Origin of the sequence: Streptomyces sp. NPDC091272 (genome assembly GCF_044757485.1) — a bacterium.
GTDB lineage: Bacteria > Actinomycetota > Actinomycetes > Streptomycetales > Streptomycetaceae > Streptomyces.
Window position 1 is genome coordinate 1 of the sequence record NZ_JBIVVC010000018.1, and the last position, 24,542, is coordinate 24,542.

General features: G+C 72.4%; 19 protein-coding genes. 9 read left to right on the forward strand and 10 right to left on the reverse strand.

From position 1 onward, the window contains the following. Positions 1-247: 247 nt before the first annotated feature. Positions 248-1,270: a ParB and winged helix-turn-helix domain-containing protein gene (locus ACIQM4_RS32945; RefSeq protein WP_401599002.1), complete on the reverse strand. Its 1,023-nt coding sequence runs from the start codon at positions 1,268-1,270 to the stop codon at positions 248-250. Positions 1,271-1,478: 208 nt separating this feature from the next. Beyond that, entirely contained in the window at positions 1,479-2,459 is a 981-nt protein-coding gene (locus ACIQM4_RS32950) for a UTP--glucose-1-phosphate uridylyltransferase (protein ID WP_401599004.1), read from the reverse strand. Positions 2,460-2,640: 181 nt separating this feature from the next. Here ACIQM4_RS32950 and ACIQM4_RS32955 point away from each other — a divergent pair, with 181 nt between their 5' ends. Next, a complete protein-coding gene (locus ACIQM4_RS32955; protein ID WP_401599005.1) occupies positions 2,641-3,120 on the forward strand; it encodes a MarR family winged helix-turn-helix transcriptional regulator in 480 nt (159 codons plus the stop codon). Positions 3,121-3,187: 67 nt separating this feature from the next. Here ACIQM4_RS32955 and ACIQM4_RS32960 read toward each other — a convergent pair whose 3' ends face one another. The 5 genes from ACIQM4_RS32960 to ACIQM4_RS32980 form a co-directional block, all read right to left on the reverse strand. Then, complete coding sequence (locus tag ACIQM4_RS32960) at positions 3,188-3,814, reverse strand: DsbA family protein (RefSeq protein ID WP_401599007.1); 627 nt, start codon at positions 3,812-3,814, stop codon at positions 3,188-3,190. Then, a complete protein-coding gene (locus ACIQM4_RS32965; RefSeq protein WP_401599008.1) occupies positions 3,741-5,240 on the reverse strand; it encodes a maltokinase in 1,500 nt (499 codons plus the stop codon). The genes ACIQM4_RS32960 and ACIQM4_RS32965 overlap by 74 nt, the downstream gene beginning before the upstream one ends. Continuing rightward, on the reverse strand, positions 5,237-6,919 hold the full coding sequence (gene treS / locus ACIQM4_RS32970) for a maltose alpha-D-glucosyltransferase (protein WP_401599184.1): 1,683 nt from the start codon (positions 6,917-6,919) through the stop codon (positions 5,237-5,239). The genes ACIQM4_RS32965 and treS overlap by 4 nt, the downstream gene beginning before the upstream one ends. Before the next feature lie 155 nt (positions 6,920-7,074). Beyond that, on the reverse strand, positions 7,075-9,042 hold the full coding sequence (locus ACIQM4_RS32975; RefSeq protein ID WP_401599010.1) for an alpha-1,4-glucan--maltose-1-phosphate maltosyltransferase: 1,968 nt from the start codon (positions 9,040-9,042) through the stop codon (positions 7,075-7,077). A gap of 133 nt (positions 9,043-9,175) precedes the next feature. Then, the gene (locus ACIQM4_RS32980; protein WP_401599012.1) at positions 9,176-10,534 is read right to left on the reverse strand and encodes an acyltransferase family protein; all 1,359 of its coding nucleotides are present in this window, start codon (positions 10,532-10,534) and stop codon (positions 9,176-9,178) included. Between the two features lie 259 nt (positions 10,535-10,793). On the opposite strand from ACIQM4_RS32980, the gene ACIQM4_RS32985 reads away from it, so the two are divergent. The 7 genes from ACIQM4_RS32985 to ACIQM4_RS33015 all read left to right on the forward strand — a co-directional run bounded on the left by ACIQM4_RS32985 (position 10,794) and on the right by ACIQM4_RS33015 (position 19,368). Further along, entirely contained in the window at positions 10,794-11,621 is an 828-nt protein-coding gene (locus ACIQM4_RS32985; RefSeq protein WP_401599013.1) for a type 1 glutamine amidotransferase domain-containing protein, read from the forward strand. Positions 11,622-11,660: 39 nt separating this feature from the next. Next, positions 11,661-13,310, forward strand: a complete 1,650-nt coding sequence (locus ACIQM4_RS32990) for a thiamine pyrophosphate-binding protein (RefSeq protein WP_401599015.1) — start codon at positions 11,661-11,663, stop codon at positions 13,308-13,310. A gap of 81 nt (positions 13,311-13,391) precedes the next feature. After that, positions 13,392-13,844 (forward strand): nuclear transport factor 2 family protein, encoded by a 453-nt coding sequence (locus ACIQM4_RS32995; RefSeq protein WP_401599017.1) that lies wholly within the window; start codon positions 13,392-13,394, stop codon positions 13,842-13,844. A gap of 68 nt (positions 13,845-13,912) precedes the next feature. Next, the gene (locus ACIQM4_RS33000) at positions 13,913-14,524 is read left to right on the forward strand and encodes a DJ-1/PfpI family protein (RefSeq protein WP_401599018.1); all 612 of its coding nucleotides are present in this window, start codon (positions 13,913-13,915) and stop codon (positions 14,522-14,524) included. 60 nt (positions 14,525-14,584) lie between these two features. Next, on the forward strand, positions 14,585-16,462 hold the full coding sequence (locus ACIQM4_RS33005; RefSeq protein ID WP_401599020.1) for an AGE family epimerase/isomerase: 1,878 nt from the start codon (positions 14,585-14,587) through the stop codon (positions 16,460-16,462). After that, complete coding sequence (locus tag ACIQM4_RS33010; RefSeq protein ID WP_401599021.1) at positions 16,459-16,800, forward strand: STAS domain-containing protein; 342 nt, start codon at positions 16,459-16,461, stop codon at positions 16,798-16,800. The genes ACIQM4_RS33005 and ACIQM4_RS33010 overlap by 4 nt, the downstream gene beginning before the upstream one ends. A 72-nt stretch (positions 16,801-16,872) precedes the next feature. Continuing rightward, entirely contained in the window at positions 16,873-19,368 is a 2,496-nt protein-coding gene (locus tag ACIQM4_RS33015; protein ID WP_401599022.1) for a sugar phosphate nucleotidyltransferase, read from the forward strand. A gap of 102 nt (positions 19,369-19,470) precedes the next feature. Here ACIQM4_RS33015 and ACIQM4_RS33020 read toward each other — a convergent pair whose 3' ends face one another. Continuing rightward, positions 19,471-20,484 (reverse strand): ankyrin repeat domain-containing protein, encoded by a 1,014-nt coding sequence (locus tag ACIQM4_RS33020; protein ID WP_401599024.1) that lies wholly within the window; start codon positions 20,482-20,484, stop codon positions 19,471-19,473. Between the two features lie 96 nt (positions 20,485-20,580). Continuing rightward, positions 20,581-21,186 carry a TetR family transcriptional regulator gene (locus tag ACIQM4_RS33025; RefSeq protein ID WP_401599026.1) on the reverse strand — a complete coding sequence of 202 codons (606 nt, stop codon included), beginning with the start codon at positions 21,184-21,186 and terminating at the stop codon, positions 20,581-20,583. A gap of 506 nt (positions 21,187-21,692) precedes the next feature. Between ACIQM4_RS33025 and ACIQM4_RS33030 the strand changes: the two genes are divergently transcribed. Further along, positions 21,693-22,889 carry an IS701 family transposase gene (locus ACIQM4_RS33030; protein WP_401599027.1) on the forward strand — a complete coding sequence of 399 codons (1,197 nt, stop codon included), beginning with the start codon at positions 21,693-21,695 and terminating at the stop codon, positions 22,887-22,889. 142 nt (positions 22,890-23,031) lie between these two features. On the opposite strand, the gene ACIQM4_RS33035 is transcribed toward ACIQM4_RS33030, so the two are convergent. Continuing rightward, the gene (locus ACIQM4_RS33035; RefSeq protein WP_401599186.1) at positions 23,032-23,787 is read right to left on the reverse strand and encodes an SDR family NAD(P)-dependent oxidoreductase; all 756 of its coding nucleotides are present in this window, start codon (positions 23,785-23,787) and stop codon (positions 23,032-23,034) included. Positions 23,788-24,542 lie beyond the last annotated feature (755 nt).

A 24,542-nucleotide genomic window follows, 5' to 3' on the forward strand; every position in this document is an offset into this window, starting at 1 on the left:
TCCACCGCGAGCATGAACTGCGCGACCAGCAGCACGACAAGGACCAGACGCATCCGCCCCGTCATCCGCGACGAGGACACCGGCCCACCCGGACCCGCACCCCCGTCCCGACCCACAACCACAACCTCATCAACCGCCGACATGACACACTCCCTAATCTCTTCACTGGTTCATTCGCAGAGCTCTCCTGACACCGGTGGCGAACAATTCGGCACCGGTGGGCAAAAGAGCGGTTGCTGCGCGACTGCTACGTGGGGTTGGTCCGCTGAATTTTCTCCGCGAATTCCTGCCATGCCTTCGCGCATTCGAGGGCCGCTGTGGCGACCATGCCCGCCCGGTGGGGCGGGACGGATTCGGTGATGCGCCTCCACTGCGGGGTGAGATGCATTTCCAGCAGGCGCAGCAACAGGCGCCCGCTCTCGGTCTGCCGCAGGGACGGGTCCTTGCGCAGACTGACGACGACGGACGCCAGGTCGGTCGCCGCGGGTGCCCCGGCCGGCCAGGGCGTCCTGGTGGTGGCGCGCGGCGGCCGGGGCGCCGGCGCCGGTCGCGCGCCGGTGGGCGCACGCAGGGCCGGTGGTACCGGGTCCTCCCCGCGCGCGAGGCGATCGCGCACGTCACGCACCGTTCCGGGGGAGATGCCCGCCCTGCGGGCGATGTCCCGCAGGGAGGCGTCGGGGTCCTTTGCCAGGAGCCGGCCGGCCGCCTGACGTCCTGACGCCGGGTTGACCGGTCTCAGGCGCCCGTCCTGCCCCACCCGTACCGCGGGACCGGGGCTGGCCTCCGCCCCCCGCCGGCGCAGCGCACCAACGGTCTTGGGGTCGAGCCCCGCGACCGAGGAGATGGCCCGGTCCGACCAGTGCGGGTGGGTGATCATGATGCGGGCCGCGGCCGCGGCCCGTTCCGCCAGGGTCAGCGGCATGCCGTGGGACATGTTGGACCGTACGGCGAGGACGTAGGCCTCCTCGGGGGTGCCGTCGAAGAACTGCGCCTCGATGACGTCCTGTTGCTGCATGATCGCCGCGCGCAGCCGGTGCATTCCGTCGATGACCCGCATCGTGGGCCGGTGGACGAGTATCGGCGAGAGGCTGCCCGAGGCGCCGAGGGTCCTCGCGTGCTGGAGGTTCTCTCCCATGCGCGGGGAGTCGGCCGGCCGCAGGACGCCGATGGGCACCTGGTGCACGCCCTCCTCGACGAGCGCGTCGCCCGGCTCGGTGAGCGCCGGTCCCGTCACGGGGTGCGCGGGGCCGTCGGAGTGTTGTACGTCCATGGTCGGTGCACCCCCCTCAGGGCCGGTGGTGGATGGTGGATCGGCCGCGTCCGGTCCGTCGGGCGGAGCCGGTGCGACGCAACGAGATTACATAACGAACGCTATTTTTTATCGCCTGAGCGCTGTTGCGGACACGACCTTGGCAAGTTGCCGCAGTCGTCGTCCGCGGTGTGCAACTGGGGGAAATTCCCCGGTTGCACAGCCCCGCTCAGGCCACCGGCGTGAGTGCGTCCTGGGCCACGGGCGTCAGTGCGTCCTGAACCACCGACGTCAGCGCGTCCTGGGCCACGAACTCCCGCAGCCACTCCCGGAATTCGGGCCCGAGGTCCTCCCGCTCCCAGGCCAGCCGCACGGTGGCGCGCAGGAAGTCGGCGCGGTCGCCGGTGTCGTAGCGGCGGCCCTTGAAGACCACCCCGTGCACCGGCCCGCCGGTGGTGCCGTCCGGCTGCGGGGTGGCGACGGCGAGTGCCTGGAGGGCGTCGGTGAGCTGTATCTCGCCGCCCCGGCCCGGCTCGGTACGGCGCAGGACGTCGAAGATCTCCGGGTCGAGGACGTAGCGGCCGATGACCGCGTAGTTGCTCGGCGCGGTCCCCGGATCCGGCTTCTCCACCAGGTCGGTGATGCGTACGACGTCGCCGTCGCCGGTCGCCTCGATCGCGGCGCAGCCGTAGAGGTGGATCTGGCCGGGGTCGACCTCCATCAGCGCCACCACGCTGCCGCCGAACCGCGCGCGGACCTCCGCCATGCGGGAGAGCAGCGGGTCCCTGGGGTCGATGAGGTCGTCACCGAGCAGCACCGCGAACGGTTCGTTGCCGACGTGCGGCGCGGCGCACAGCACGGCGTGGCCCAGGCCCCGCGGGTCGCCCTGGCGGACGTAGTGGATGTCGCCGAGCTCGGAGGAGGCGCACACCCGGGCGAGCCGGTCCCCGTCGCCCTTGGCGTGCAGGGTCGCCTCAAGTTCGTAGTTGCGGTCGAAGTGGTCCTCCAGCGGCCGCTTGTTGCGCCCGGTGACCATGAGAATGTCGGACATTCCCGCGGACGCCGCCTCTTCGACGACGTATTGAATGGCGGGCTTGTCCACCACGGGAAGCATTTCCTTCGGGGTCGCCTTGGTGGCCGGGAGGAAACGGGTTCCGAGGCCTGCGACGGGAACAACTGCCTTGGTGATACCGACAGACGTGTCATTCATGAGAGGGACGCTAGGGGCCTGATTGAGCTCCGCGGAAGCAAATTCCCTTATGGTGCGCCTACTTCGGCAATTCCGTGCGGATCGGTCCTGGTGCCGTCACTCGGCCCCCGTCTAGACTGCGCTGACCCATGGACGTGGATCATCGATCCGGGCGGGGGCGGACCGAGGAAGAGGGAGTCACGTGGCGGCTGGCACGGGCGGCGGGCGGGTGCACGACCGGGCGCCGGTTCCCTCCGCCGAGCTGGCCGCCCTGGCGACCCGCCTGTGTGCCGCCATGGACGCGACGATCAACGGCCGGGCCGCCGAGTACGGGCTGACCCGCGCCGACTACGACGTCCTGGCCGCGCTGCGCGGCTCGGGGCCCAGGATGCGGCTGAAGCCGACCGAACTCCAGGTGCGCTGCCGGCTCTCCTCGGGCGGCACCAGCAACGTCGTGCGCCGCATGACGGAGTCCGGGTACGTCGTACGGGAGGCGGACCTGCACGACGGCCGCAGCGCCTGGGCCCAGCTGACGGAGGAGGGGCTGCTGGTGACCGCCCGCATCCAGGACGGCATCGACAGCGTGCACGACCGGCGCCTCGACCGGCTGCCGCCCGGCGTGGTCGACGCCCTGTCCGCGTTGCTCGCCCAGACCGTCGCGGTGCTGGAGGCGGACGACTGACGCCCGGGGCCGGACCGCCGCGGCGCCCGGGGGGGCCGGACCTCTGCGGCCCCCCGGGAGTACCGGATCAGGCGCGTGCCCGCTGCCGGGGCCGTCGGTGGCCGCGGGCCGTCAGCTCCTCCACCACCTCGCGCAGACGCAGCGCGTTCGGCACGCCCTCGGAGCGCCAGGCGCCGATGACCAGCGTCGGCACCGTGTGTATCCGGTGCAGGAGACGGGCCTCCTCCTGCGCCGCCAGGTGTTCGGCCTCCGCGGCCCGCGACACCGTCCAGGCGTGGAACTCCGCCGGGTCCAGCCCCACTTCCCCGGCCAGTTCGGCCAGGGTTGCGGGGTCCTCGATGTCGCGGTCCTCGTGGAAGTAGGCGTCGAAGACCCGGTTGTCGTACGGCAGGGCGACGCCGTGCCGCTCGGCGTAGCGGTGTCCGTGCATTGCGGGCTGGGTCCGGGGCAGCCGGCGCGTGGGCGCCAGCCGGAAGTCCAGGCCCAGCCGTTCGGCCATCGGCACCACCGAGTTCTCCCAGACGCCCTCGGGGTAGTCGCGCTTGCCGCTGGCCGGCACACCGCCCGGGTGCAGTTCGTAGGGCCGCCACCGCAGGGCGACGTCCGGGCCCAGCGCGGCGTCAGCGATCACCTTGCTGGTCATCACGGAGAAGGGGCAGAGGTAGTCGAACCAGACGTTGACGGTCAGGGACATCGGGGCTGCTCCTCGGGAGGCGGGTGGATCGCGGTGGGTCGGGCGGGGGCGGCGCGACGAGCCGGGCTACGGCGGCCAGCGGCACCCGCGCCAGGTGCGGTCGGCAGCGGGTTTCGTAGACGGCCTCGTACAGGGCCTTGCAGAGGGTGTACGCGCGCAGCAGGACGGGCTCGTCCCGCGGGTCGGTGCCCGCGGTGCGGGCGTAGCCGGCGCAGAAGGAGTCCTGCGCGGCCGTCGTCCAGCGCAGCCGCAGTGCCTGCGGGACCCCTGGCCGGCCCCCGGCGCCGCAGTGCGCGGCGTAGTCGAAGGAGCGGAACATGCTCGCCACGTCGCTGACGGCCGGGCGCACCGCACGGCGTTCGGCCATCGGCTTGGACGGCTCGCCCTCGAAGTCGGTCAGCAGCCAGCCGGCGCCCGAGCGCAGCACCTGTCCGAGGTGGAGGTCGCCGTGCACCCGTTGCACGGCGACGCCCGGGGGCAGGGCGGCCACCTCGGCGTAGAGGCGCCGTACCGCGTCCTCGTGGCGGCGCAGGGCGGGCACCGCGTGCAGTGCCTCCTGGAGTCCGGTCACCAGCCGGGCCGCCAGCGCGGCAGGCCCCGCCGCGTCCAGGCGTTCGGTGCCGAACGCCGCGGCGAGGCCCAGGTGCACGGCCGCGGTGGCGCGGCCCATCTCGTGGGCGTCCGCTGCGAAACCGTCCCAGGCCGGCGCCTCGCCGTCGAGCCGGCGCAGGGCGGCGCTCCAGCCGTCCTCGGCGTCGGGCAGGTAGCGCTGCAGCACGGCGTAGGTGACGGGCGCTCCCCGCAGTTGTCCTTCCACCGCTCCGTGCAGGGGCGGCGCCGGGGTGTCCGGGTCGCCGTCGTGCAGGGCGCGCAGCAGTTCCAGGTCGGGGTTGGTGCCGGTGTGCAGCCGCCGGTAGACCTTCAGCAGGTACCGGTCGTCGACGACGACGGAGGTGTTGCTCTGGTCGACGCCGAGCGGCCTGCTGGAGAGGGCCGGTGCGGCGGGCGGCCAGTCGCCGCGGCCGGCGGGTTCGCTGCGGAAGGTGAGCGCCGCGCGGTCGGCGTCCCGCGCGACCAGGGAGAGCAGGTCGCGCACCAGGTACTGGTCGCCGAGCGCCTCGTAGACCACCACGTCGTCCAGGACCGCGATCAGTGCGGGCCCCGGGAGGGGCGCGGTGGCCGGGCGGACGCCGACGGGCACCTGGTAAAACTCGTCGGCGCCGTCGTCGTCGAAGGCGGTACGGGTGACGAGGATCAGCCCCTGGGCGGGGGTGGGGCCGGTGTCCTCGGTGAAGCGGGAGAGCTGTTCGATCGACGCGGACCGCAGCGGGCGCCCCTTGGCCGTGTACCAACGCTGTCCGGGGAGCCACGCCGCGAGCGCGCGCTCCAGGCTGTCGAAGGGGATGGACAGCCCGGTGGGCGTCATCGGTTCGCGTCGGCCGGGCAGACGCAGAACCAGTAGAAGCCGTGTCCCCGCAGGCTCAGCTGGTAGGGCTGTTCCCCGATGGGGTGGAAGGGGGTCTTGCCGGTGACCTCCACGGGGGTGATGCCGGCGTAGCCGCGCAGCTCGATGCCCACCGGCTGCGGGTGGCGGGAGAGGTTGTTGACGCAGAGCACGGTGGACAAGTGCCCGTGCTCGTCGCGGTGGCGGCGTACGTAGGCGAGTACGGCGGCGTTGTCGGTGGGGACCTCCTCGAACTCGCCGAGACCGAAGGCGAGGTGCTGGCGCCGTGCGGCCAGCATGCGGCGCGTCCAGCGCAGCAGGGAGGCCCGGTTGTCCTGCTGGCTCTCCACGTTGACGGCCTGGTAGCCGTAGACCGGTCCCTGGTTGCTGGGCAGGGTGAGGCTGCCGGGGTCCCCGCTGGAGAAGCCGGCGTTGCGGTCGGCGCTCCACTGCATGGGTGTGCGTACCGCGTCGCGGTCGCCGAGCCAGATGTTGTCGCCCATGCCGATCTCGTCCCCGTAGTAGAGGATCGGGGAGCCGGGCAGGGAGAGCAGCAGGGCGGTGAACAGTTCGATCTGGTTGCGGTCGTTGTCCAGCAGCGGGGCCAGCCTGCGGCGGATGCCGATGTTGGCGCGCATCCGGGGGTCCCTGGCGTACTCCGCGTACATGTAGTCGCGCTCTTCGTCCGTGACCATTTCGAGGGTGAGCTCGTCGTGGTTGCGCAGGAAGATGCCCCACTGGGCGCTGGAGGGGATCTTCGGGGTGCGGGCCAGGATCTCCGAGACCGGGTACTTGGACTCCTTGCGCACCGCCATGAACAGCCGGGGCATCAGGGGGAAGTGGAAGGCCATGTGGCACTCGTCGCCCCCCTGTTCGTAGTCGCCGAAGTAGTCGGCGACGTCCTCGGGCCACTGGTTGGCCTCCGCGAGCAGGATGCGGCCCGGGTAGCTGTCGTCGATGAGCTGTCGGACGCGCCGCAGGAAGGCGTGGGTCTGCGGCAGGTTCTCGCAGTTGGTGCCGTCCGCCGCGTACAGGTAGGGCACCGCGTCCAGCCGGAACCCGTCGATGCCGAGGTCGAGCCAGAAGGTGAGGGCGGCGATGATCTCTTCCTGGACGGCCGGGTTGTCGAAGTTGAGGTCCGGCTGGTGGGAGAAGAAGCGGTGCCAGAAGTACTGCTTGCGCACCGGGTCGAAGGTCCAGTTGGAGGTCTCGGTGTCGGTGAAGATGATCCGGGCGTCCGGGTACTGCTGGTCGTCGTCGGCCCAGACGTAGTAGTCCCCGTACGGGCCGTCCGGGTCGGACCTGGACTGCTGGAACCACTCGTGCTGGTCGCTGGTGTGGTTCATGACGAAGTCGGTGATGACCCGCATGCCGCGCTCGTGCGCGGCGTCCAGGAGTGCGGCGAAGTCGCCGAGGGTGCCGAACTCCGGGAGCACCGAGCGGTAGTCGGCGACGTCGTAGCCGCCGTCGCGCAGCGGCGAGGTGAAGAACGGCGGCAGCCAGAGGCAGTCGACGCCCAGCCACTGGAGGTAGTCGAGCTTGGCGGTGAGGCCCTTCAGGTCACCGACGCCGTCGCCGTTGCTGTCCTGGAAGGACCGGACGAGGACCTCGTAGAACACGGCGCGCTTGTACCAGTCCGGGGTGTCCGACAGCGTCTGCAGGGCCGCCGGGGAGGCGGGCGTGGTCGCGGGCGTGACCCCGGATGCGACCGCGTGCGTGACCGCGGATGCGACTGCGTGCGTGGCCGCGGACGTGACCGCGTGCGTGGCCGCGGATGTGACCGCGGGTGTCGTGGCCGGGGCGACGGAGTCCGTGCTCAACCGATCCTCCAGGTGTAGATGCAGGCCGGAGCCTGTTCGGGGGTGAGGTGGATGTCGATGCGGGGACCGAGTTCCCGCTTCTCGCCGCGCAGGAGGTCGACGGCGTCGAACCGGTCGCAGGGCGCCACCGCGAGGCCCTGCGGGCCAAGCGGCGTCAGGTCGAGGGCGACGGTTCCCGACGCGGGCAGGTCGGGCCGGAGATTGACCACGCACAGCACCGTGTCGCCGCCGACCGGGTCGGTCTTCGTGTAGGCGAGCAGGGCGTCGTTGTCGACCGGGTGGAAGCGCAGGGTGCGCAGCTGCTGGAGCGCCGGGTTCGCGGCGCGGAGCCGGTTGAGTTCGGTGATCCACGGTTGCAGGGAGCGCCCCTCGCGCAGCGCGGTGGTGAAGTCCCGGGGCCGCAGCTGGTACTTCTCGGAGTCCAGGTAGTCCTCGGCACCGGGTTCCAGCGGGGTGCCCTCGTACAGCTCGTAGCCGCTGTACATCCCCCAGCTCGGTGACAGGGTCGCGGCCAGGGCGGCCCGCATCGCGAAGTGGCGGGGGCCGGCGTGCTGGAGCTCCACCGGCAGGATGTCGGGAGTGGTGACCCAGAAGTTGGGACGCAGGAAGTCGGCCTTGGCCACCAGTTCGGTGAGGTAGTCGGTCAGTTCCTGCTTGGTGGTGCGCCAGGTGAAGTAGGTGTACGACTGCGAGAAGCCGCGCTTGGCGAGCCCTTCGAGCACGGCGGGGCGGGTGAAGGCCTCGGCGAGGAAGAGCACGTCGGGGTCGCTCTCCTGGACCGTGCGGATCAGCCACTCCCACAGGGCGGGCGGCTTGGTGTGCGGGTTGTCGACCCGGAAGACGCGGACGCCCCGGGAGATCCAGAGCCGGACGATGCGCAGGACCTCCGCGTAGAGGCTCTCGGGCGCCTGGTCGAAGTTGAGGGGGTAGATGTCCTCGTACGCCTTGGGCGGGTTCTCGGCGTGGGCGACGGAGCCGTCGGGACGGGTGGTGAACCACTCCGGGTGCCGGGTGACCCAGGGGTGGTCGGGGGCGCACTGCAGGGCGAGGTCCAGGGCGACGTCGAGCCCCAGCCTGCGGGCCTCGGCCACGAAGTACCCGAAGTCCGCCACGGTGCCCAGCTCGGGGTGGAGCGCGTCGTGCCCGCCCTCGGCGGAGCCGATCGCCCAGGGGCAGCCGACGTCGTCGGCGCGGGCCGTGAGCGTGTCGTTGCGGCCCTTGCGCCGGAGCCTGCCGATGGGGTGCACGGGAGGCAGGTACACGACGTCGAAGCCCATGCCGGCTATGCGCGGCAGTTCCGCGGCCGCGGTACGCAGGGTGCCGTGCACGGGCCGCCCCTCGGCGTCCGTGCCGCCGGTGGAGCGGGGGAACATCTCGTACCAGCTGCTGTACTGGGCCGCCCGTCGTTCCACGCGGACCCGGTGCTCGGCCGAGGGGGTGCGCAGTTCCCGGCAGGGGGTGGTGGCGACCTGGGCCAGCAGCGAGGTGGTGAGGACGGCGGCGCGCTCGGCGGCGGTCAGACGGGTGTCGCGCAACTGCGCCGCCGCAGCCACGAAGCGGGGCAGGTCCGCGCGGCAGCGGCGCCGGCTGAGGCGTTCCAGGAGGCGGGCGCCGCTCTCCAGTTCGTTCTCCAGCCGCTGGTGGCCCGCGGTGAGTTTCGCGCGCAGGCCCTGCAGCCAGGTGCTCCACGGGTCGCTCCACGCCACCACCTGGAAGGTCCACAGCCCCTCGGTGTCGGGGACGACGTCCGCGTACCAGCGGTCGTCGTCGGCGGCGGTGGGCGACATGGGGATCTCCCTGCGGGTGCCGTCGGGCGCCGTCCAGCACACGTCGGCGCCCACCGCCTCGTGGCCCTCCCGCCACACGGTGGCGGTGATCGTGAACGGCTCGCCCACGACGGCCCTGGCCGGGTGCTCGCCCGCACCGATCACGGGTGCCACCTCGTCGATTCCCAGGCGATCCACCACTGTTCACTCCCTGAGCCGTCATTGACCGTGCGTGCGGGAGGCCAGCATTCGGGGCCGGGCCCACGGCGGGCAAGGACGGGGAATTCACCCTGGCAAGTTGCCGAAGTCGACGGCGGGGCGCCGGATTTCCTCACCGCTCGGCGTGGGACGGGCTTCGCCGGGGGAGATCCACGGCGGCCCCGCCGCGGTGCCCGGCAGCCGTGCGGTCCGGATGGTTGCGGGCGCCCGCACCGCGCGGGGCGTCCGCCGCCGGTGACCCCCATCGGTCCGACAGCGGCCGCTCAACCAGGAGGTACAGGGCACGCGCCAGCAGCAGGCTGACCACGAACGAGGCCACCACGAGGAGGACGGCGACCGGGGTGGACCAGCTGTGCGTCGCACCCAGCAGCCGGTGGCCGTACATCAGGACCAACCGGTGGACCAGGTAAAGGGCGAAGGAGGTCTCGCCGAGCACCACCAGGGTGCGGCCCGAGAGCCGGGTGCGGCGGCCGGTGGCATCGGCGTGGGCCACCGAGGCGGTCACGACGGCGAGGGGGACGACGGTGGCGGCGACCAGTCCGTACAGGTACGGCACCTGGGTGGCCAGGAGGTACCCGGCGACCGCCAGGGCCGCGGTGAGCGCGGGGTGCGGGCTGCGCCACACGCCCTCGCGCACCATCCGGGCCAGCAGCATGCCCAGCACGAACTCCAGTGCGCGCACCGGCGGCAGGACGTACACGAACCAGTACCGCCAGAGGCCGGTGCTGCCGTCCGGCATGGTCACCGGCGGGCCCGCGGGCAGCAGTCCGGCGACCAGCGGCACGCACAGGACGGCCACCGTCACCGCCCCCGCCCACCACCACAGGCGTGCGGGGTCGATCCGCGAGACGCGGCGCCACAGCAGGGGGAAGGCCAGGTAGAAGAACAGCTCGCAGGAGAGCGACCAGCTCACCGGGTTGCCGCTGATGAAGATCTCCAGCTGCGGGAACCAGGAGTGCACCAGGAGCAGGTTGGGGACGACCTCGCCGACGCCGGGCACCGTGTTCACGGCGGCGAGCAGGAGGAACGCGACCGCGGCGGTGACCAGGTGGCTGGGCCCTATCTTGAGGATTCTGCGCCGCCAGAAGAGGCGTGCGGTGTCCGTGCGGCGGGCCGACCAGGCCAGTACGAAGCCGCTCAGGAGGAAGAAGAACGAGACACCGACCCAGCCGGCCTTGCTGAACAGGGCGGCGAAGTGGTCGGCCGCGGCCCGGTCCTGGAAGAAGCCCTCGAACGAGGCGTGGAAGGCGAGCACGAGAGCGGCCGCGACGAACCGCAGACCGGTCAGCGACGGCAGGCGGACGGCTCGGCGGGCTGCGGGGGCTGAGCGGGCGGTCGTGCGTTTCTCGGTGGTCGCGGGGTTCGTGGCGGCCCTGCGGTTCTCGGTGGTCGTGGCGGCCGTGGGGTTCGTGGCGGCCCTGCGGTTGTTGGTGGTCGTGGCGGTCGTGGCGGCCGTGCTGTTCGGGACCATGTCTGGGCTCCTCGGCTCCGGTCGCACCGTGTGCGGTGCGCTGCTGGACCCCACAGGGGACCAGCCCGCCACGTCCGGCACGCCCCCGGCCGGGCCTCCCGGGTGCGACTGGGGCAACTTTCGACAGTCGCCGCGCGCTCCCCCGCTGTCGTTGCCCGGCCGGGGGCCAGCGGATTGACTTCCGTCCGACCCCCGGTACCCGGCCCCCGCAGGCCTTCGCACCCACGGGACGAATCTGATCCGACGGCAGGGAGAGCTCGTGTCCAAGCGCATCCTGGTGGTGTTGTCCGAGTACGGCTACTGGGGCGAGGAGCTCGTCGGACCGCTCGCGGCGTTCGACAAGCACGCCTACCGCACGACGTTCCTCACCCCGAACGGCAAGCGGCCCCAGGCACTGCCTCCCAGTCTCGATCCGCACTACATCGACCCGCCGCTGGGCCGCACGGTGACCACCCGCGACATGGCGCACCAGGCCCGCGCCCTGGACGCCTCAAGCCGGCTCGACACCCCGCTGAGCCTGGCCGAGGTGCTCCCGGAGCGGCCCTACTTCAGCGCGCTGAACCATCTGCGCGACCTGGAGGACTACCACCGCCGCCTCGCCGGGGCCACCGCCGAGCTGCTGGCCGGTTTCGACGCGCTGGTCGTCGTCGGGGGCAGCGGGCCCATCGTCGACCTGGCGAACAACGAGCGGCTGCACGAGCTGATCCTTGCCTTCGCCGCCCACGACAAGCCGATCCTCGCGGAGTGCTACGGCGTCGCGGCCCTCGCCTTCGCCCGGGACCTGGACACCCGTACCAGCATCCTGTGGGGCAGACACGTCACCGGGCACCCCAAGGAGTACGACTACAAGGACGGCACCGGGTTCGTCGGCGTCGACCTCAACATGGGGCCGCCGCCCTACCCGCTGGAGTACATCCTGCGCGACGCCACCGGCCCCGACGGCGCCTTCCACGGCAACGTCGGCAGGCCCACCTCCGTCGTCGTCGACTTCCCCTTCGTCACCGCACGCTCCACCCCCGACTCCGTCCTCGCCGGCGAACTGCTCGTCGAGGTCCTGGAGAACGGTCTGCGCCGGCACGGCTGGTGAGCCCGTGCCGTCCTTCCGCCCCGCTGCCAGGAGTCGTTGATGTCCGCAAGATCCGGTAACGCAGCCGTCTTCGAGCAGCTCGCCGCCGACGGTGTCACGCACCTCTTCGGCAACCCCGGGACCGTCGAGCAGGGGCTGCTCGACCTCGCCGACAAGAGCGGCACCTCCTACGTGCTGGCCCTGCACGAGGGCGTCGCGGTCGCCATGGCCGACGGGTACGCCCGTGCCGCACGGCGCCCCGGCTTCGTCCAGCTGCACAGCGGGGTGGGCCTGGGCAACGCCGTCGGCATGCTCTACCAGGCCAAGCGGGGCGGCTCCCCGCTGGTGGCGCTGGTGGGAGAGGCGGGGGTCCGCTACGACGCGATGGACGCGCAGATGGCGGCCGACCTGGTCGCGATGGCCACACCGGTCACCAAGTACGCGACCCGGGTGCTGGATGCCCGGTCGGTGCTGCGGGTACTGCGCCGCGCGGTGAAGATCGCGTCGACGCCGCCGTGCGGCCCGGTCCTCGTGGTGCTGCCCGCCGACGTGCTCGACGAGCTCAACGACGAGCGCGCACTGCCCACGTCGGTCCCCTCGGTGCGCACCGCACCGGACCGCGCCGAGATCGCCGGGGCCGCCGCCCTGCTGCGTTCGGGCAGCGCTCCGCTGATCCTGATGGGCGACGGGGTGGCCGCCTCCGGCGCGCAGCGCGAACTGGCGGACGTGGCAACGCAGTTGGGGGCCCCGGTGTGGGGGGTGAACTCCTCGGAGGTCAACTTCGACACCACGCACCCGCTGTTCGGCGGGCACCTCGGGCACATGTTCGGCGCCGACAGCAGGCGCGTGGTGCAGGACGCCGACGCGGTCCTGATCGTGGGCACCTATGTCTTCCCCGAGGTCTTCCCGGAACTCGCCGACCCGTTCGCGGCCGGGGCGCGCGTGGTGCACATCGACGCGGACGGTTACGAGATCGCCAAGAACTTCCCCGTGGAGCTCGGGCTGGTCGCCGACCCGAAGCTCACCCTGGCGGCGCTCGCCGACGCACTGCGCGCCGACCCGCACCCCGAGCCGGCCGCCCTCCTCCCCCGTACGCCCCGTACGGCCTCCGCCGACGAATCCATGCCCGGCCGGCTCCCCGCCGGCGCCCCGGCGGGCGAGGGGGGTCTGATGGACTGCTTCGCGAGGGAACTGGCCGCGCGGGCCCCGTCGAACCTGGCCGTCTTCGACGAGGCCCTGACCGCTTCGGGCGCCCTGACGCGGCACCTCCCGCCGAAGGTCCCCGGCACCTACTTCCAGACCCGCGGCGGTTCGCTCGGTGTCGGCATCCCCGGGGCCATGGGCGTCAAGCTGGCGCGGCCCGACCTGCACGTGGTGGGGTTCACCGGGGACGGCGCGAGCATGTACACCGTCCAGGCGCTGTGGACCGCCGCCCGCTACGGCATCGCGGCCAAGTTCGTCGTCTGCAACAACCGGCGCTACCGGCTGCTGGACCTCAACATCGAGCAGTACTGGCGCACGCACGCCGTCGCCCCGCACCCGGCCCCCGACGCCTTCGACCTGTCGCGGCCCGAGATCGGCTTCACCGAGCTGGCCAACTCCCTCGGTGTGGCGGCCCTGCGCGTGGACACGGCCGCGCAGGTCCCCGACGCCGTCCGCACGATGCTCGCGCACGACGGCCCCTTCCTGGTGGACCTCCGCACCGAGTGAGCGGGCGACGGCCCCGCCGTTCCTGATCCCTCCCTCTCCCTCTTCTTCTCCCTCACTCCTCTCCCGACCCTGGAGCACGCCATGACCCCCACCCTGCAGGCCGAGCGCACGCTGACCGTCGCCGCGGTCGAGCAGCTGGTCACCGACTGGTACGCGGCCCTGGACCGGCACGACCCCCTCGACGAGGTGCTGCCGATGCTGGTCTCCGACGGGCTGACCATGCACCTCCCCGAGACGACGCTGCACGGGCTGGACGGCTTCCGCTCCTGGTACGAGGCGGTCACCCACCGCTTCTTCGACGAGACCCACACCCTCACCTCGCTGGACATCCGGCTCGGCGACGGGCCCAGCGCCGAGGTCAAGGTGGTCGTCAACTGGCAGACCACCGTGTGGAAGGCGCCCGCCCCCACCAGCGAGTGGCTGGGTTTCGACGCGTACCAGACCTGGACGGTCTCCCTGGAGGACGGCGCCGCGAGGATCCGCACCTACAGCGTCGACGCGCTCGCCCCGATGGCCGGCTCCGGTTCGCTCTGACCGCGGGCCGCTCGCGCCCGCACTCCGCTCCTCTCCGCTCTCCGTCCCCCTGACCTCGGGAGGTCCCGATGGGAACCGTGCACACCCTGCCCGCCGGCCGACTGGACGGCCGGCGTATCGGCATCCTGATGGAAAGCGGGTTCGTCGAGGAGGAGATCGCCTACTACCGGCGCCGCTTCGGCGAGGAGGGCGCCGAGGTGGTCCTCCTGACCCGTCTGTGGGGGCAGCCCTGCCTCACCTTCACCGGCCACGAGCACCAGATACCGCTGGACGTCGACGGTGACCTGGAGGCTCTCGGCTACCACGAGCTGCTCCAATACAGCGCGCTCGTGGTGCCCTCGGGGACCGTCGCCGACCGGCTGCGTTACAGCGAGGACGTCGAGCAGCCCTCACCGGCACTGGAGCTGCTGCGCCGCGCCTTCCGGCTGCCCGGTCTGCTCAAGGCGTTCTCCTGCCACGGTCTGCAGCTGCTGTCCGCGGCGCCGGAACTGCTCCGGGACCGGCCGGTCGCCTGTCACAACAACCTGGCGGCCGACGTCCGGCTCATGGGAGGCGTCTACCTCAACCGCGATCTGGTCGAGGACCGCGACCTGATCACCTCGCGCACCGTCGACCAGTGCCATCTGCTGGCGCGCACCGTCATCAACCGCCTCACCGACCCCGGCGGGGCCGACGCATGACGGACCAGCCCCTCCCGTCCACGCCCGCCGCGCCGGGCCTCCGCCGCAGGAAGGCCGACCGTGCCAGGTGAAGTCCCGTTCTCCTTCTCCGACCTGACGGCGGGTTACGTCACCGGTCTGCGCGGCGGCAGCTTCACGCTCAAGACGCTGGACGACCGCGAAGTCACTCTGCACCTGACGGCGGCGACCACCGCCCAGCTGCTGCGCAACCTCGGCGAGCCGTACCTCGACGCGACCGACCGGATGCGCGAGTACCTGACGCCCGGAGCCCTGGTGTTCTGCTACGGGCCGGTCTACCCGGGAGAGGAGGGCCTGCACTTCCAGGCCGACCGGCTGGTCCTCGCCCACCGGCCCGAGGCCCCGCTGCCCTACGAGGAGCCCGGCTGGTGGACCCGTCAGCTGGACGAACTGGCCCGCTTCTACCGGCGCACCCAGTTCGGCGACGGGCCGGTCGACTTCGCCACGTACCGCACCCGGGTGCACGGCAGCGGTCACAAGACCGACCAGCACGTCCAGGAGGGCATGACCATCTCCCGGCTGGTGTACGGCATGGCCACCGCCTACCTGCTCACCGGCGACGAGGCACACCTGGAGGTCGCCGAGCGGGGGGCGCAGTACCTGCACGACCACATGCGCTTCCACGACGAGGGCGAAGACATCGTCTACTGGTACCACGGCATCGACCGTACGGACTCCCGCGAACGCAAGCTGTTCGCCTCGGAGTCCGGCGACGACTACCGGGCGATTCCGGCCTACGAGCAGATCTACGCGCTGGTCGGCCTCACCCAGACCTACCGGGTCACCGGCGCTCCCGTCCTGAAGAAGGACATCGAGGGCACCGTCAGTCTCTTCGAACGCTTCTTCCACGACCCGCGGATGGGCGGCTACTACTCGCACATCGACCCGGTCACCCTCAGCCCGCACCACGACGGCCTGGGCCCCAACCACGCGCGCAAGAACTGGAACTCCGTCGGCGACCACGCCCCCGCCTATCTGATCAACCTGTACCTGGCCACCGGCGAGGACCGCTACCTGCGGATGCTTGAGCACACCTTCGACATGATCGTGACGTATCTGCCCGACCGTGCTCCGGGTGCGGGACCCTTCGTCAACGAGCGCTTCCACGCGGACTGGACCCCGGACCACACCTGGGGGTGGCAGCAGAACCGCGCCGTCGTCGGTCACAACCTCAAGATCGTCTGGAACCTGATGCGGATGCAGGCGGTCCGGCCCAAGCGCGAGTACCGGGAGCTGGCCGCGACCCTGGCCGCGACCATGCCGGCGGTCGGGCGCGACGGGCAGCGCGGCGGCTGGTACGACGTGCTGGAACGCGACGCCGAGCAGGGCCGTCACGCGTTCGTCTGGCACGACCGCAAGACCTGGTGGCAACAGGAGCAGGCGATCCTCGCCTATCTGATCCTGGCCGGCCACGACGGCGGCGAGGAGCCGCTGCGGCACGCGCGGGAGGCGTCCGCCTTCTACAACGCCTTCTTCCTCGACCACGACGCGGGAGGCGTCCACTTCACCGTCCTGGCCTCGGGCATCCCCTACCTGGTGGGCGACGAACGCCTCAAGGGCAGCCATGCGATGGCCATGTACCACAAGGCCGAACTCTGCTACCTGGCCGAGGTCTACACCCGGCTGCTGGTGCGCGGCGAGCCGCTGGACCTGTGGTTCAAGCCGCACGCCGACGCCGACCTGCCCGACGGTCTGCTGCGCGTGGCGCCGGACCTCCTGCCGCCCGGACGCGTGGTCATCGAGCACGTCCTGCTGGACGGTGCGCCGTGGCACGACTTCGACGCGCAGGAGATGAGCGTGCGGCTGCCGCCGCGGGACGACCGGGTGACGGTCCGGGTCCGCCTCGGCCCGGCCAAAGGGGCCGGCGAGCCCGTCGTCCGCGGCCGACCGCCGACACCGAGCGAAGGAATCAGACCATGAGTTTCGAGGCGTACTACGGCTTCAGTGGCGCCACCGCCACGATCCACCTGTCCGGGCAGCTCACCGACAGGCAGGTCCCCGCCCTGCACACCCTGGTCGAGCAGGTGCTCTCACGGCCGGTGCGCCGGCTCGTGCTGCGCGTGCACGAGCTGGACTCCCTCACTGCGGGCGGCGTCCGCTGTCTGGCGTTCGCCCAGCAGAGGCTGCCGCCGGACGCGGAGATCGTGATGGACGGGGCCGGCCCCCAGCTGCGGAGCGTGCTGGCCGCCAGCGGCTTCGAGGGCTCCGTCACCGTGATCGGGCGCGCGCTCGCCCTCCCGGACGAGTCCGCCGCCTGACCGGCCGCGGCGCTCCCCCGTGCTCCACCACCCGAACTGCTCAACCCGGATCACCATGGAAGAGGACCTGCAATGAAGGCTGTTGTGATGGCCGGCGGCGAGGGCTCGCGTCTGCGACCGATGACCTCGGACCTGCCCAAGCCGCTTCTCCCGGTCGCCGACCGGCCGATCATGGAGCATGTGCTGCGGCTGCTGAAGCGGCACGGCCTGGCGGAGACCGTGGTCACCGTGCAGTTCCTCGCCTCCCTCGTCCAGGAGCAGTTCGGCGACGGCACGCAGCTCGGCATGTCCCTCAGCTACGCGAAGGAGGACACCCCGCTGGGCACGGCGGGCAGCGTGAAGAACGCCGAGGCGCAGCTCGACGGCGAGCCCTTCGTGGTCATCTCGGGCGACGCGCTGACCGACATCGACCTCAGTGACCTGATCCGCTTCCACCGGGAGAAGGGCGCCCTGGTCACCGTCTGCCTGACCCGGGTGCCCGAGCCCGTCGAGTTCGGCATCACCATCGTCGGCGACGACGGCCGGGTCGAGCGGTTCCTGGAGAAGCCGACGTGGGGCCAGGTCTTCTCCGACACCGTCAACACCGGCATCTACGTGATGGAGCCCGAGGTCCTCGACTTCGTGGCGGCCGGCCGGCCCGCCGACTGGTCCGGCGACATCTTCCCCCGCCTCCTCGAAGAGGGACACGACGTCTACGGCTACGTCGCCGAGGGCTACTGGGAGGACGTGGGTACGCACGCCAGTTACATGAAGGCGCAGGCCGACGTGCTGGACGGGCGGGTGGCCACCGACCCGGCGGGCTTCGAGACCTCCCCCGGCGTCTTCGTGGCGGAGAGCGCGCGGGTGCACCCCTCCGCCGTCATCGAGGGCCCCGTGGTCATCGGCCCGCACGCGCAGGTCGGCGCCGGGGCGCGGCTGGGCCGGCACACCGTCGTGGGCAGGCACGCGGTCGTCGACCAGGGCGCCACCCTGGAGCGCGCGGTGGTGCACCCGCATGCCTACGTGGGCCCGCAGGCCGCGCTGCGCGGCTGCGTGGTGGGACGCAACAGCAGTCTGCGCCGCGGCACCCGGGTCGCGGAGGGCGCCGTCATCGGCACGGGCTGCGTGCTGGAGGACGAGTCCTCCGTCGCGGGGGACGTGCTGGTCTACCCGGGCAAGACCATCGAGTACGGCACCACGGTCAACGACTCGCTGATCTGGGAGTCCCGGGCGACGAAGTCCCTGTTCGGCGGGCGCGGGGTGCGCGGGGTGCTCAACCAGCAGATCACCCCCGACCTCGCGGTCCGGCTGGCCGGCGCCTTCGCCACCACGCTGCCGCGCGGCGCCCGGGTGGCCGTGGCCCGCGACCACGGTGCGGCGGCCCAGGTGCTGCTGCCCGCCATGATGTCGGCGCTGCGCTCGGCCGGGGTGGACGTACGGGACCTGGGCCATGTGCCGCTGCCGCTGGTCCGGCGGGCCACGGCGGCCGGTCTGGACGGGGGCATCGTGGTGACCACCACGCCCGGCGGTCCCGAGAGCGTGGACATCGTCTTCCTCGACCCGCACGGCGTGGACCTCTCGCAGACCACGCAGCGCGGACTTGAGCGGGTCTTCGGACGGCGCGAGTACCGGCGGGTGCTGGCCGGGGAGATGGGCCGTCTCAGCTCGCTGCCGACCTCGCTGGAGGAGTACGCCGAGCAGCTCGTGGAGCACATCGACGTGACGGGTGTGGCCGAGAGCCGCCCGAAGGTCGTCATCGACGCGGCGTGCGGCAGCGCCGCGCTGACGCTGCCCTCGGTGCTGGGCCTGCTGGGCATCGAGGCCCTCACCGTCAACAACGCGCTGACCCCCGCCTCGTGCACCGAGACCCGGGCCGAGCGCCGCGCCGCCCTGCACACGCTGGGGCACCTGGTCTCGGTGTCCGGGGCCGCGTTCGGGGTGCGCTTCGACCCCACCGGGGAGCGCATGTCGCTGGTGGACGAGCAGGGGCACATCGTCGAGGACGACACGGCTCTGCTGCTGCTGGTGCAGCTGATCACGGCGGAGTCGCAGGGCGGCAGGATCGCCGCGCCGGTGACCGCGAGCCGGCTCGTGGAGAGCGCCGCTGCCGTCCACGGCGGGCAGGTCCGCCGGGTGCCCACCGCTCCGGGCGAGCTGACCCGGGCCGCGGCTGCCGGGGACCTCGTGTTCGCCGGGGACGGCGAAGGCGCCTTCGTACTGCCGGAGTTCTCCCCGTACCCGGACGGCGTCGCGGCCTTCGCACGGCTGACCGGGCTGCTCGCCCGCTCGTCCGCCGCGCTGAGCTCACTGGTGGACCCGCTGCCCCGGGCGCACGTCCGCCACCGGGAACTGCCCACCGCGTGGCGGGCCAAGGGCCAGGTCATGCGCACCGTGGTGGAGGCGGCCGGCCGGCGCCGGATCGACACCACCGACGGCGTACGGGTCGTGGAGGACGACGGCCGCTGGGCGCTGGTGCTGCCCGACGCCTCCGCCCCGGTCACCCGGCTGTGGGCGGAGGGCCCCGACCCGGCGACCGCCGACGCCCTGCTGGACGAGTGGTGCGCCGCCGTGCACGAACTGACCGTCTAGTCCGGCCCGGCCGGGGCCCTCACCCCGACGTCCGTACGCACAGGGCGGCCGCCTCCCGTGACCGGGGGCGGCCGCCCTGCCGTGTGCCGGTCCCCCGGCCCGTCAGCGGGCGCCCGGGGGCTCGTGCTCGTGCTCGTGCTCGGCCAGGAGCTGCACGAGCTCGTCGTAGCCGTACTCGCGGGCCATCTCCCGCGGTGTCCGCCCGTCCCGTCCGCGCAGGTCGGTGCGGGCGCCGGCCTTCAGCAGGACGCGGGCACCCTCCAGATGGCCGTGCCAGACGGCGTCGTGCAGCGCGGTGTAGCCGTTGTAGGGGCCCTGGGCGTCGATTTCCAGCCGGGGGTCGTCCACCAGGGCGGCAAGCACCTCGGTCCGGCCGTTGTAGGCCGCCTTGTGCGCGGGGGTGGCCTTCATCAGGTGGTCGACGACGCGGGGGTCGGCCCGGTGGCCGAGGAGGACGCGGACGGTTTCCGGGTGTCCCTCGCGGGCGGCGTCCAGCAGTGCGGTGTGCCCGTCGGGGGCCTTCGCGTCGACGTCGTGACCCGCGCCGAGCAGCTCGCGCACGCGCTCGGCGTCCCCGTCGAGGGCGGCCCGCCGCAGCGGGGCGGCGTCGGCCCGCTCCCGCCGGGCCCGTGCCTCGGCGAGCGGCCCCAGGTAGGGGTTCTGGTCCTCGTCGCAGGCCAGGGGCCCCAGTTCGTCGGCGCGGTAGCCGCCGTGGGCGCGCAGCAGGGGGTTGGCGCCACGGGCGAGCAGCCGGGCCACGGCGCGGGGGCGCTTGTGCCACACGGCGTCGATGAGCGGGGTGTGGCCGTGCGTGGGGGCCTGCAGGTCGATGAACGCGCCGTGGTCCAGGAGCAGGTCGACGATGTCGGCGGCGCCTGACTGGGCCGCCTTGTGCAGGGCCGACGCTCCCATCCGGGTGTCGAGCAGATGGGGGTCGGCGCCCGCGGCGAGGAGCAGGTGCACCGCGCGGGTCTGTCCGCGTGCGGCGGCCAGCGCGAGCGGCGGGTTGCCCAGCGGGTCCTTGGCGTCGGGGTCGGCGCCCTCGTTCAGCAGCCGGTCCGTCCGGGGCAGGTCCCCGGCGATGATCGCCCGTGCGAGCAGGTGGTCGGCGCCCATGGGTGTGCTCCTTCGAGGGTGCGGCGGGTGCGTGCGCCACAGGATCGGTGCCCCGGGCGCCCGCCGGGCGCCCGGGTGGTGCGGTCTGCGCGGCGGTCAGCCGGCCCGGTGGGCGGGTCCTTCGCACCCGGTGCCGCGGGCCACCAGGCCCCAGATCTGGCCGAGTTGGGTGGGAGCGCTCTCACGTTCGGCGTCCCCCTCGCAGGGTTGGTTGCGGATGTACACCTCGGCGCCCGCCACCAGGTGGGCGGCGAGGGCCAGCACCGTCTCGGTCTCCTCGGGGGTGCAGCCGGTGTCCACGGGCCTGGCGCGGAGGTCCTCCAGCGCGGGCAGCCAGGACTTCGGCCAGTGCGAGTGCGCGTCGTGCTCGCGGGCGAGCCGGGCGGCGGCCCGTACGGAGGGGTCCTCCTCCATCAGCCGGGCGATCTCCACCGTGATGGCGATGACGGTCGGCAGGGTGGGGTCGCTGCCCAGGCTCAGCTTGGCGACGGCGTCCAGGGTGGTGGCCGTCCCGCGCCGCTGGACGGTCCTGGCGAGGTCCCGCTTCGAGCTGAAGTGGAAGGTCAGTGCCCCCAGCGAGATGCCGGCCGCCTCACTGATCCGCTGGAGGCTGGCGCCTTCGTATCCTGCCTGGTCGAAGGCCGCGGCGGCGGCCTCTATGAGTGCCTCGCGCGTACGGGTGGCTCGCGCCTGTTTCACCATCGGCTGCTGTCTCCGGAATCGCCGCGCCCGGGTCGTCCGAGGGGACGGCAGGGCCGATCTGTCGTTGTGGGGGTGGGGGTGTCGTCCCCCCTGCGGTGCGGTGGGGCGGGACGGGCGAACACGCCGGTCGGCACAACGTGTTGGCTGCACCCATTGTGTGCATGTGCGGCCGTGTGTCCATTGCGGGAGCGAATTCTCGCCAGCGCGGACGCGGGGCGGGTCATGGCCGGCGGTGGCGGTTGGCGCAGTGGTCACCGCGGCTCTCCTACGGCTGTCGGGACTCTTCGGACCGTCAGCTTCCGGCCGGGTATGCGAGTGCACAACGGCAACGTGGGAAAGAAGCGCCGACTTTCGGGGCACCGGTCCACCCGCTCCCCTCCCTTCGAACACGGGGCCGATTTCGGCGAGTTGCTCAAGTGGTGAAGAGGTACCCGCCCCGGGGCTGGAATAATAGCGAACGTTCGCTATTCTTTTGTCAGTCGGGTACGTCAGGGAGGGAACGGGCCATGGCCGCACAGCACTTGAGTCTTATGCCGAGACCGGACGGCGCTGCCGACCTGTCGGTCTTCACCGAGAGGCTCTTCGGGCATCTGCCGCGCGCCGACCAGCGGCGATGGGCCCAGTCGTACCTCCAGGGGCTGCTGAGCACGCCCGGCAAGAAGTCGGTGCGCCGGCTGGCCGCCGCGGTCTCCTCGTCCCCGACGGCCTCGCAGTCGCTGCAGCAGTTCATCAACGCCAGCCCCTGGGAGTGGGAGCCCGCCCGTGAGGCGCTGGGCCGCACCGTCGAGGCACACACCGTGCCGCGGGCCTGGACGCTGGCGGCAGCGGTACTGCCCAAGCGGGGGGACCACTCCTGCGGGGTGCACCGCCGGTTCGTCCCGGCCGTGGGCCGCACCATCAACTGCCAGCTCGGACTGAGTGCGTTCCTCTCCTCGGGCGAGGAGCACCTCCCCGTCGACTGGCGGCTGATGCTGCCCGAGCACTGGAACGAGGACGCCCGGCTGCGCGAACGCACCAAGATCCCCGACTCGGCGCGGCACCGCCCGCTGTGGGCCCACGCGCTGGAGCTCGTCGACGCGCTCACCGCGCGCACCTCGCTCGCCCCCGTACCGGTCGTGGCCGACATGAGCGGATACCTGGACGCCGTGCCGCTGGTCGACGGACTCAGCACGCGGGGCCGGGACTTCGTCCTCGCGGTGCCCGGCAGCCTGCAGGTCCTGCCCGGCAGCACCCGCCCCTCCGGCCCCTACCACGGCGCACCGGACCCGCAGCGCCTGATGACGGCCGCGCACCTGTTGCACCAGCACAGCACCCGCCAGCCGCACACCACCACGCTCACCGCCGACGGCCACCAGCGGCACGTGCGCATCATGTCCGCGCTGGTCCGGCTGCCCGGCGCACGTCACACGTACCGCGTCTTCACCGAGTGGCGCCCCACCGGCCGCCGTCCGCCCCGGGTGTGGATCAGCAACATGGTGGACCACCGGCTCAACCAGCTCTCCGCGCTCGCCCGGCTGCGCACCGGCACCGACGCGGTGATGGACACCCTGCAACAGGACTACGGGCTGCTGGACTTCGAGGGCCGCTCCTACCCGGGCTGGCACCACCACATGACCCTGGTCTCCTCCGCCTACGCCTACAGCCGGCTGCTGGCTCCCGCCCGGGCCCCCGCGCCCGCGCTGCCGCTCCCCCACACCGCGTGAGCCTGTCCGGGAGCACACCGTACGGGCCGGGTGCGCAAGGTCCCGCGATGCGCGAGGCCCCCGTGGGAGTACGGGTTCCGTACGTCCACGGGGGCCCTCGGGCGCACCGGTTCAGGTGCTCGCGCCCGGCGTCCGCGCGTCCCTAGGCCGCGGTCCAGCCGCCGTCGACAGGCACGGAGGCCCCGGTGACGAAGGACGACCGGTCGCTGCACAGCCAGAGCGCCGCCTGGGCGACCTCGGAGGGAGCGGCCATGCGCTTCTGCAGGGACCGCGAGACGAACGGCTCGGCGAGGGCGGGCGTCTCCTCCAGCACCTGGTGCATGAGTTCGGTGAGGGTGCTGCCCACGATCAGGGCGTTGACCCGGATGCCCTCCTGCGCGTACTCCTGCGCGGCGGCCTTGGTGAGGCCGATGACCGCGTGCTTGGCCGCGACGTAGGAGGCGGTGGCGCCGGTGGCCAGGACGCCGGCGACGCTCGCGGTGTTCACGATGGAGCCGCCGCCGCCCTGTTCCAGCATGACCCGCGTCTGGACCTTGATGCAGTTCCACACCCCGCGCAGGTTCACGTCGACCACCTGGTCGAAGATCGCGTCGTCGGTCTCGTGGATGCGCCCGCCGGCCGTCGCCCAGCCCGCGTTGTTGAAGGCCCCGTCGAGGCGCCCGTAGGTCTCACGGGCCTCGGCCACGATCCGCTCCACGTCCTCGGGACGGGTGACGTCGCCGACGACCGCGGTGGCACGACCGCCCGCGTTGGCGATCTCCTTGACCAGGCCGTCGAGCTGTTCGTGTCTTCGGGCCGTGACGACCACGGCCGCGCCCTCGGCCGCGAAGAGGCGCGCGGCGGCCGCGCCGATGCCGCTGGAGGCGCCGGTCACCATGACGACCTTGTCGCACAGCAGGCCGCCCGCCGCTGCCGCGGGACCGGCGGGCCGGGTGCCCGGCGCCGTTCCCGCCGTCCAGGACCGGCCCGCGGCGGCCTCCGCGTCCACGGCCGTCAGCAGCGCCTCGTCGATCTCGTGCAGCGAGCCGACCAGGTGGCGTACGCCCGCCTCGCGCATCAGCTGCGGCTGGAAGCTCTTCTCGAACCGGCTGGGGTGGCCGATGAAGGGGGCGTCGAGGGCCTTGGCCGCCTCGGCCACCCTGGCCACGTCGTCGACGAACAGCACCTGCGAGGGTTCGAGTCCGAAGGCGTCGGCGATCTCGCGCAGGCCGGGGCGGAAGCCGTCGGTGCAGAGGTAGCCGGGGCCGTCGAACAGGTCGGCGAGGGCGCCCAGATGGGTGTCGAAGTGCGACTTGCTCAGCCCGCCGTAGCAGACGGTGGGCAGCCCCAGGGCGCGAACCCGGCGCAGGAGGTCCGCGGCGCCCTCGGTGATCTCCACCGGGTGGTCGCGCAGATAGGCGTCGCGGTCCTCGAAGTACAGGTCGAGCGCGGCCTGGCCGGAGATGTCGGCGCCGATCGCGGCGGCCATCTCGGGTCCGGCGACGCTGCGCCGCTGGGAGAAGATCCGGCGTTCGACGTCGGCGGAGTAGACACCGCCGCGGCTGGTGATGAAGTGGTGGATGACCGGGCTGAAGGTGTCGTTCAGCAGGACGCCGTCGATGTTCAGGGCGACGAGGCGTATGTGCTGCGGGGCAGAGGGCATGGCGAAGTCCT

Bases quoted from the DNA above. Each gene is read 5' to 3' on its own strand.
- ACIQM4_RS32960 (WP_401599007.1), bottom strand. From the start codon at position 3,814: ATGTCCCTGACCGTCAACGTCTGGTTCGACTACCTCTGCCCCTTCTCC.
- ACIQM4_RS33010 (WP_401599021.1), top strand. From the start codon at position 16,459: ATGAGTTTCGAGGCGTACTACGGCTTCAGTGGCGCCACCGCCACGATC.
- ACIQM4_RS33020 (WP_401599024.1), bottom strand. From the start codon at position 20,484: ATGGGCGCCGACCACCTGCTCGCACGGGCGATCATCGCCGGGGACCTG.
- ACIQM4_RS33000 (WP_401599018.1), top strand. From the start codon at position 13,913: ATGGGAACCGTGCACACCCTGCCCGCCGGCCGACTGGACGGCCGGCGT.
- ACIQM4_RS33015 (WP_401599022.1), top strand. From the start codon at position 16,873: ATGAAGGCTGTTGTGATGGCCGGCGGCGAGGGCTCGCGTCTGCGACCG.
- ACIQM4_RS32950 (WP_401599004.1), bottom strand. From the start codon at position 2,459: ATGAATGACACGTCTGTCGGTATCACCAAGGCAGTTGTTCCCGTCGCA.
- ACIQM4_RS33025 (WP_401599026.1), bottom strand. From the start codon at position 21,186: ATGGTGAAACAGGCGCGAGCCACCCGTACGCGCGAGGCACTCATAGAG.
- ACIQM4_RS32965 (WP_401599008.1), bottom strand. From the start codon at position 5,240: ATGACGCCCACCGGGCTGTCCATCCCCTTCGACAGCCTGGAGCGCGCG.
- ACIQM4_RS32945 (WP_401599002.1), bottom strand. From the start codon at position 1,270: ATGGACGTACAACACTCCGACGGCCCCGCGCACCCCGTGACGGGACCG.
- ACIQM4_RS32990 (WP_401599015.1), top strand. From the start codon at position 11,661: ATGTCCGCAAGATCCGGTAACGCAGCCGTCTTCGAGCAGCTCGCCGCC.
- ACIQM4_RS33030 (WP_401599027.1), top strand. From the start codon at position 21,693: ATGGCCGCACAGCACTTGAGTCTTATGCCGAGACCGGACGGCGCTGCC.
- ACIQM4_RS32980 (WP_401599012.1), bottom strand. From the start codon at position 10,534: ATGGTCCCGAACAGCACGGCCGCCACGACCGCCACGACCACCAACAAC.
- ACIQM4_RS32995 (WP_401599017.1), top strand. From the start codon at position 13,392: ATGACCCCCACCCTGCAGGCCGAGCGCACGCTGACCGTCGCCGCGGTC.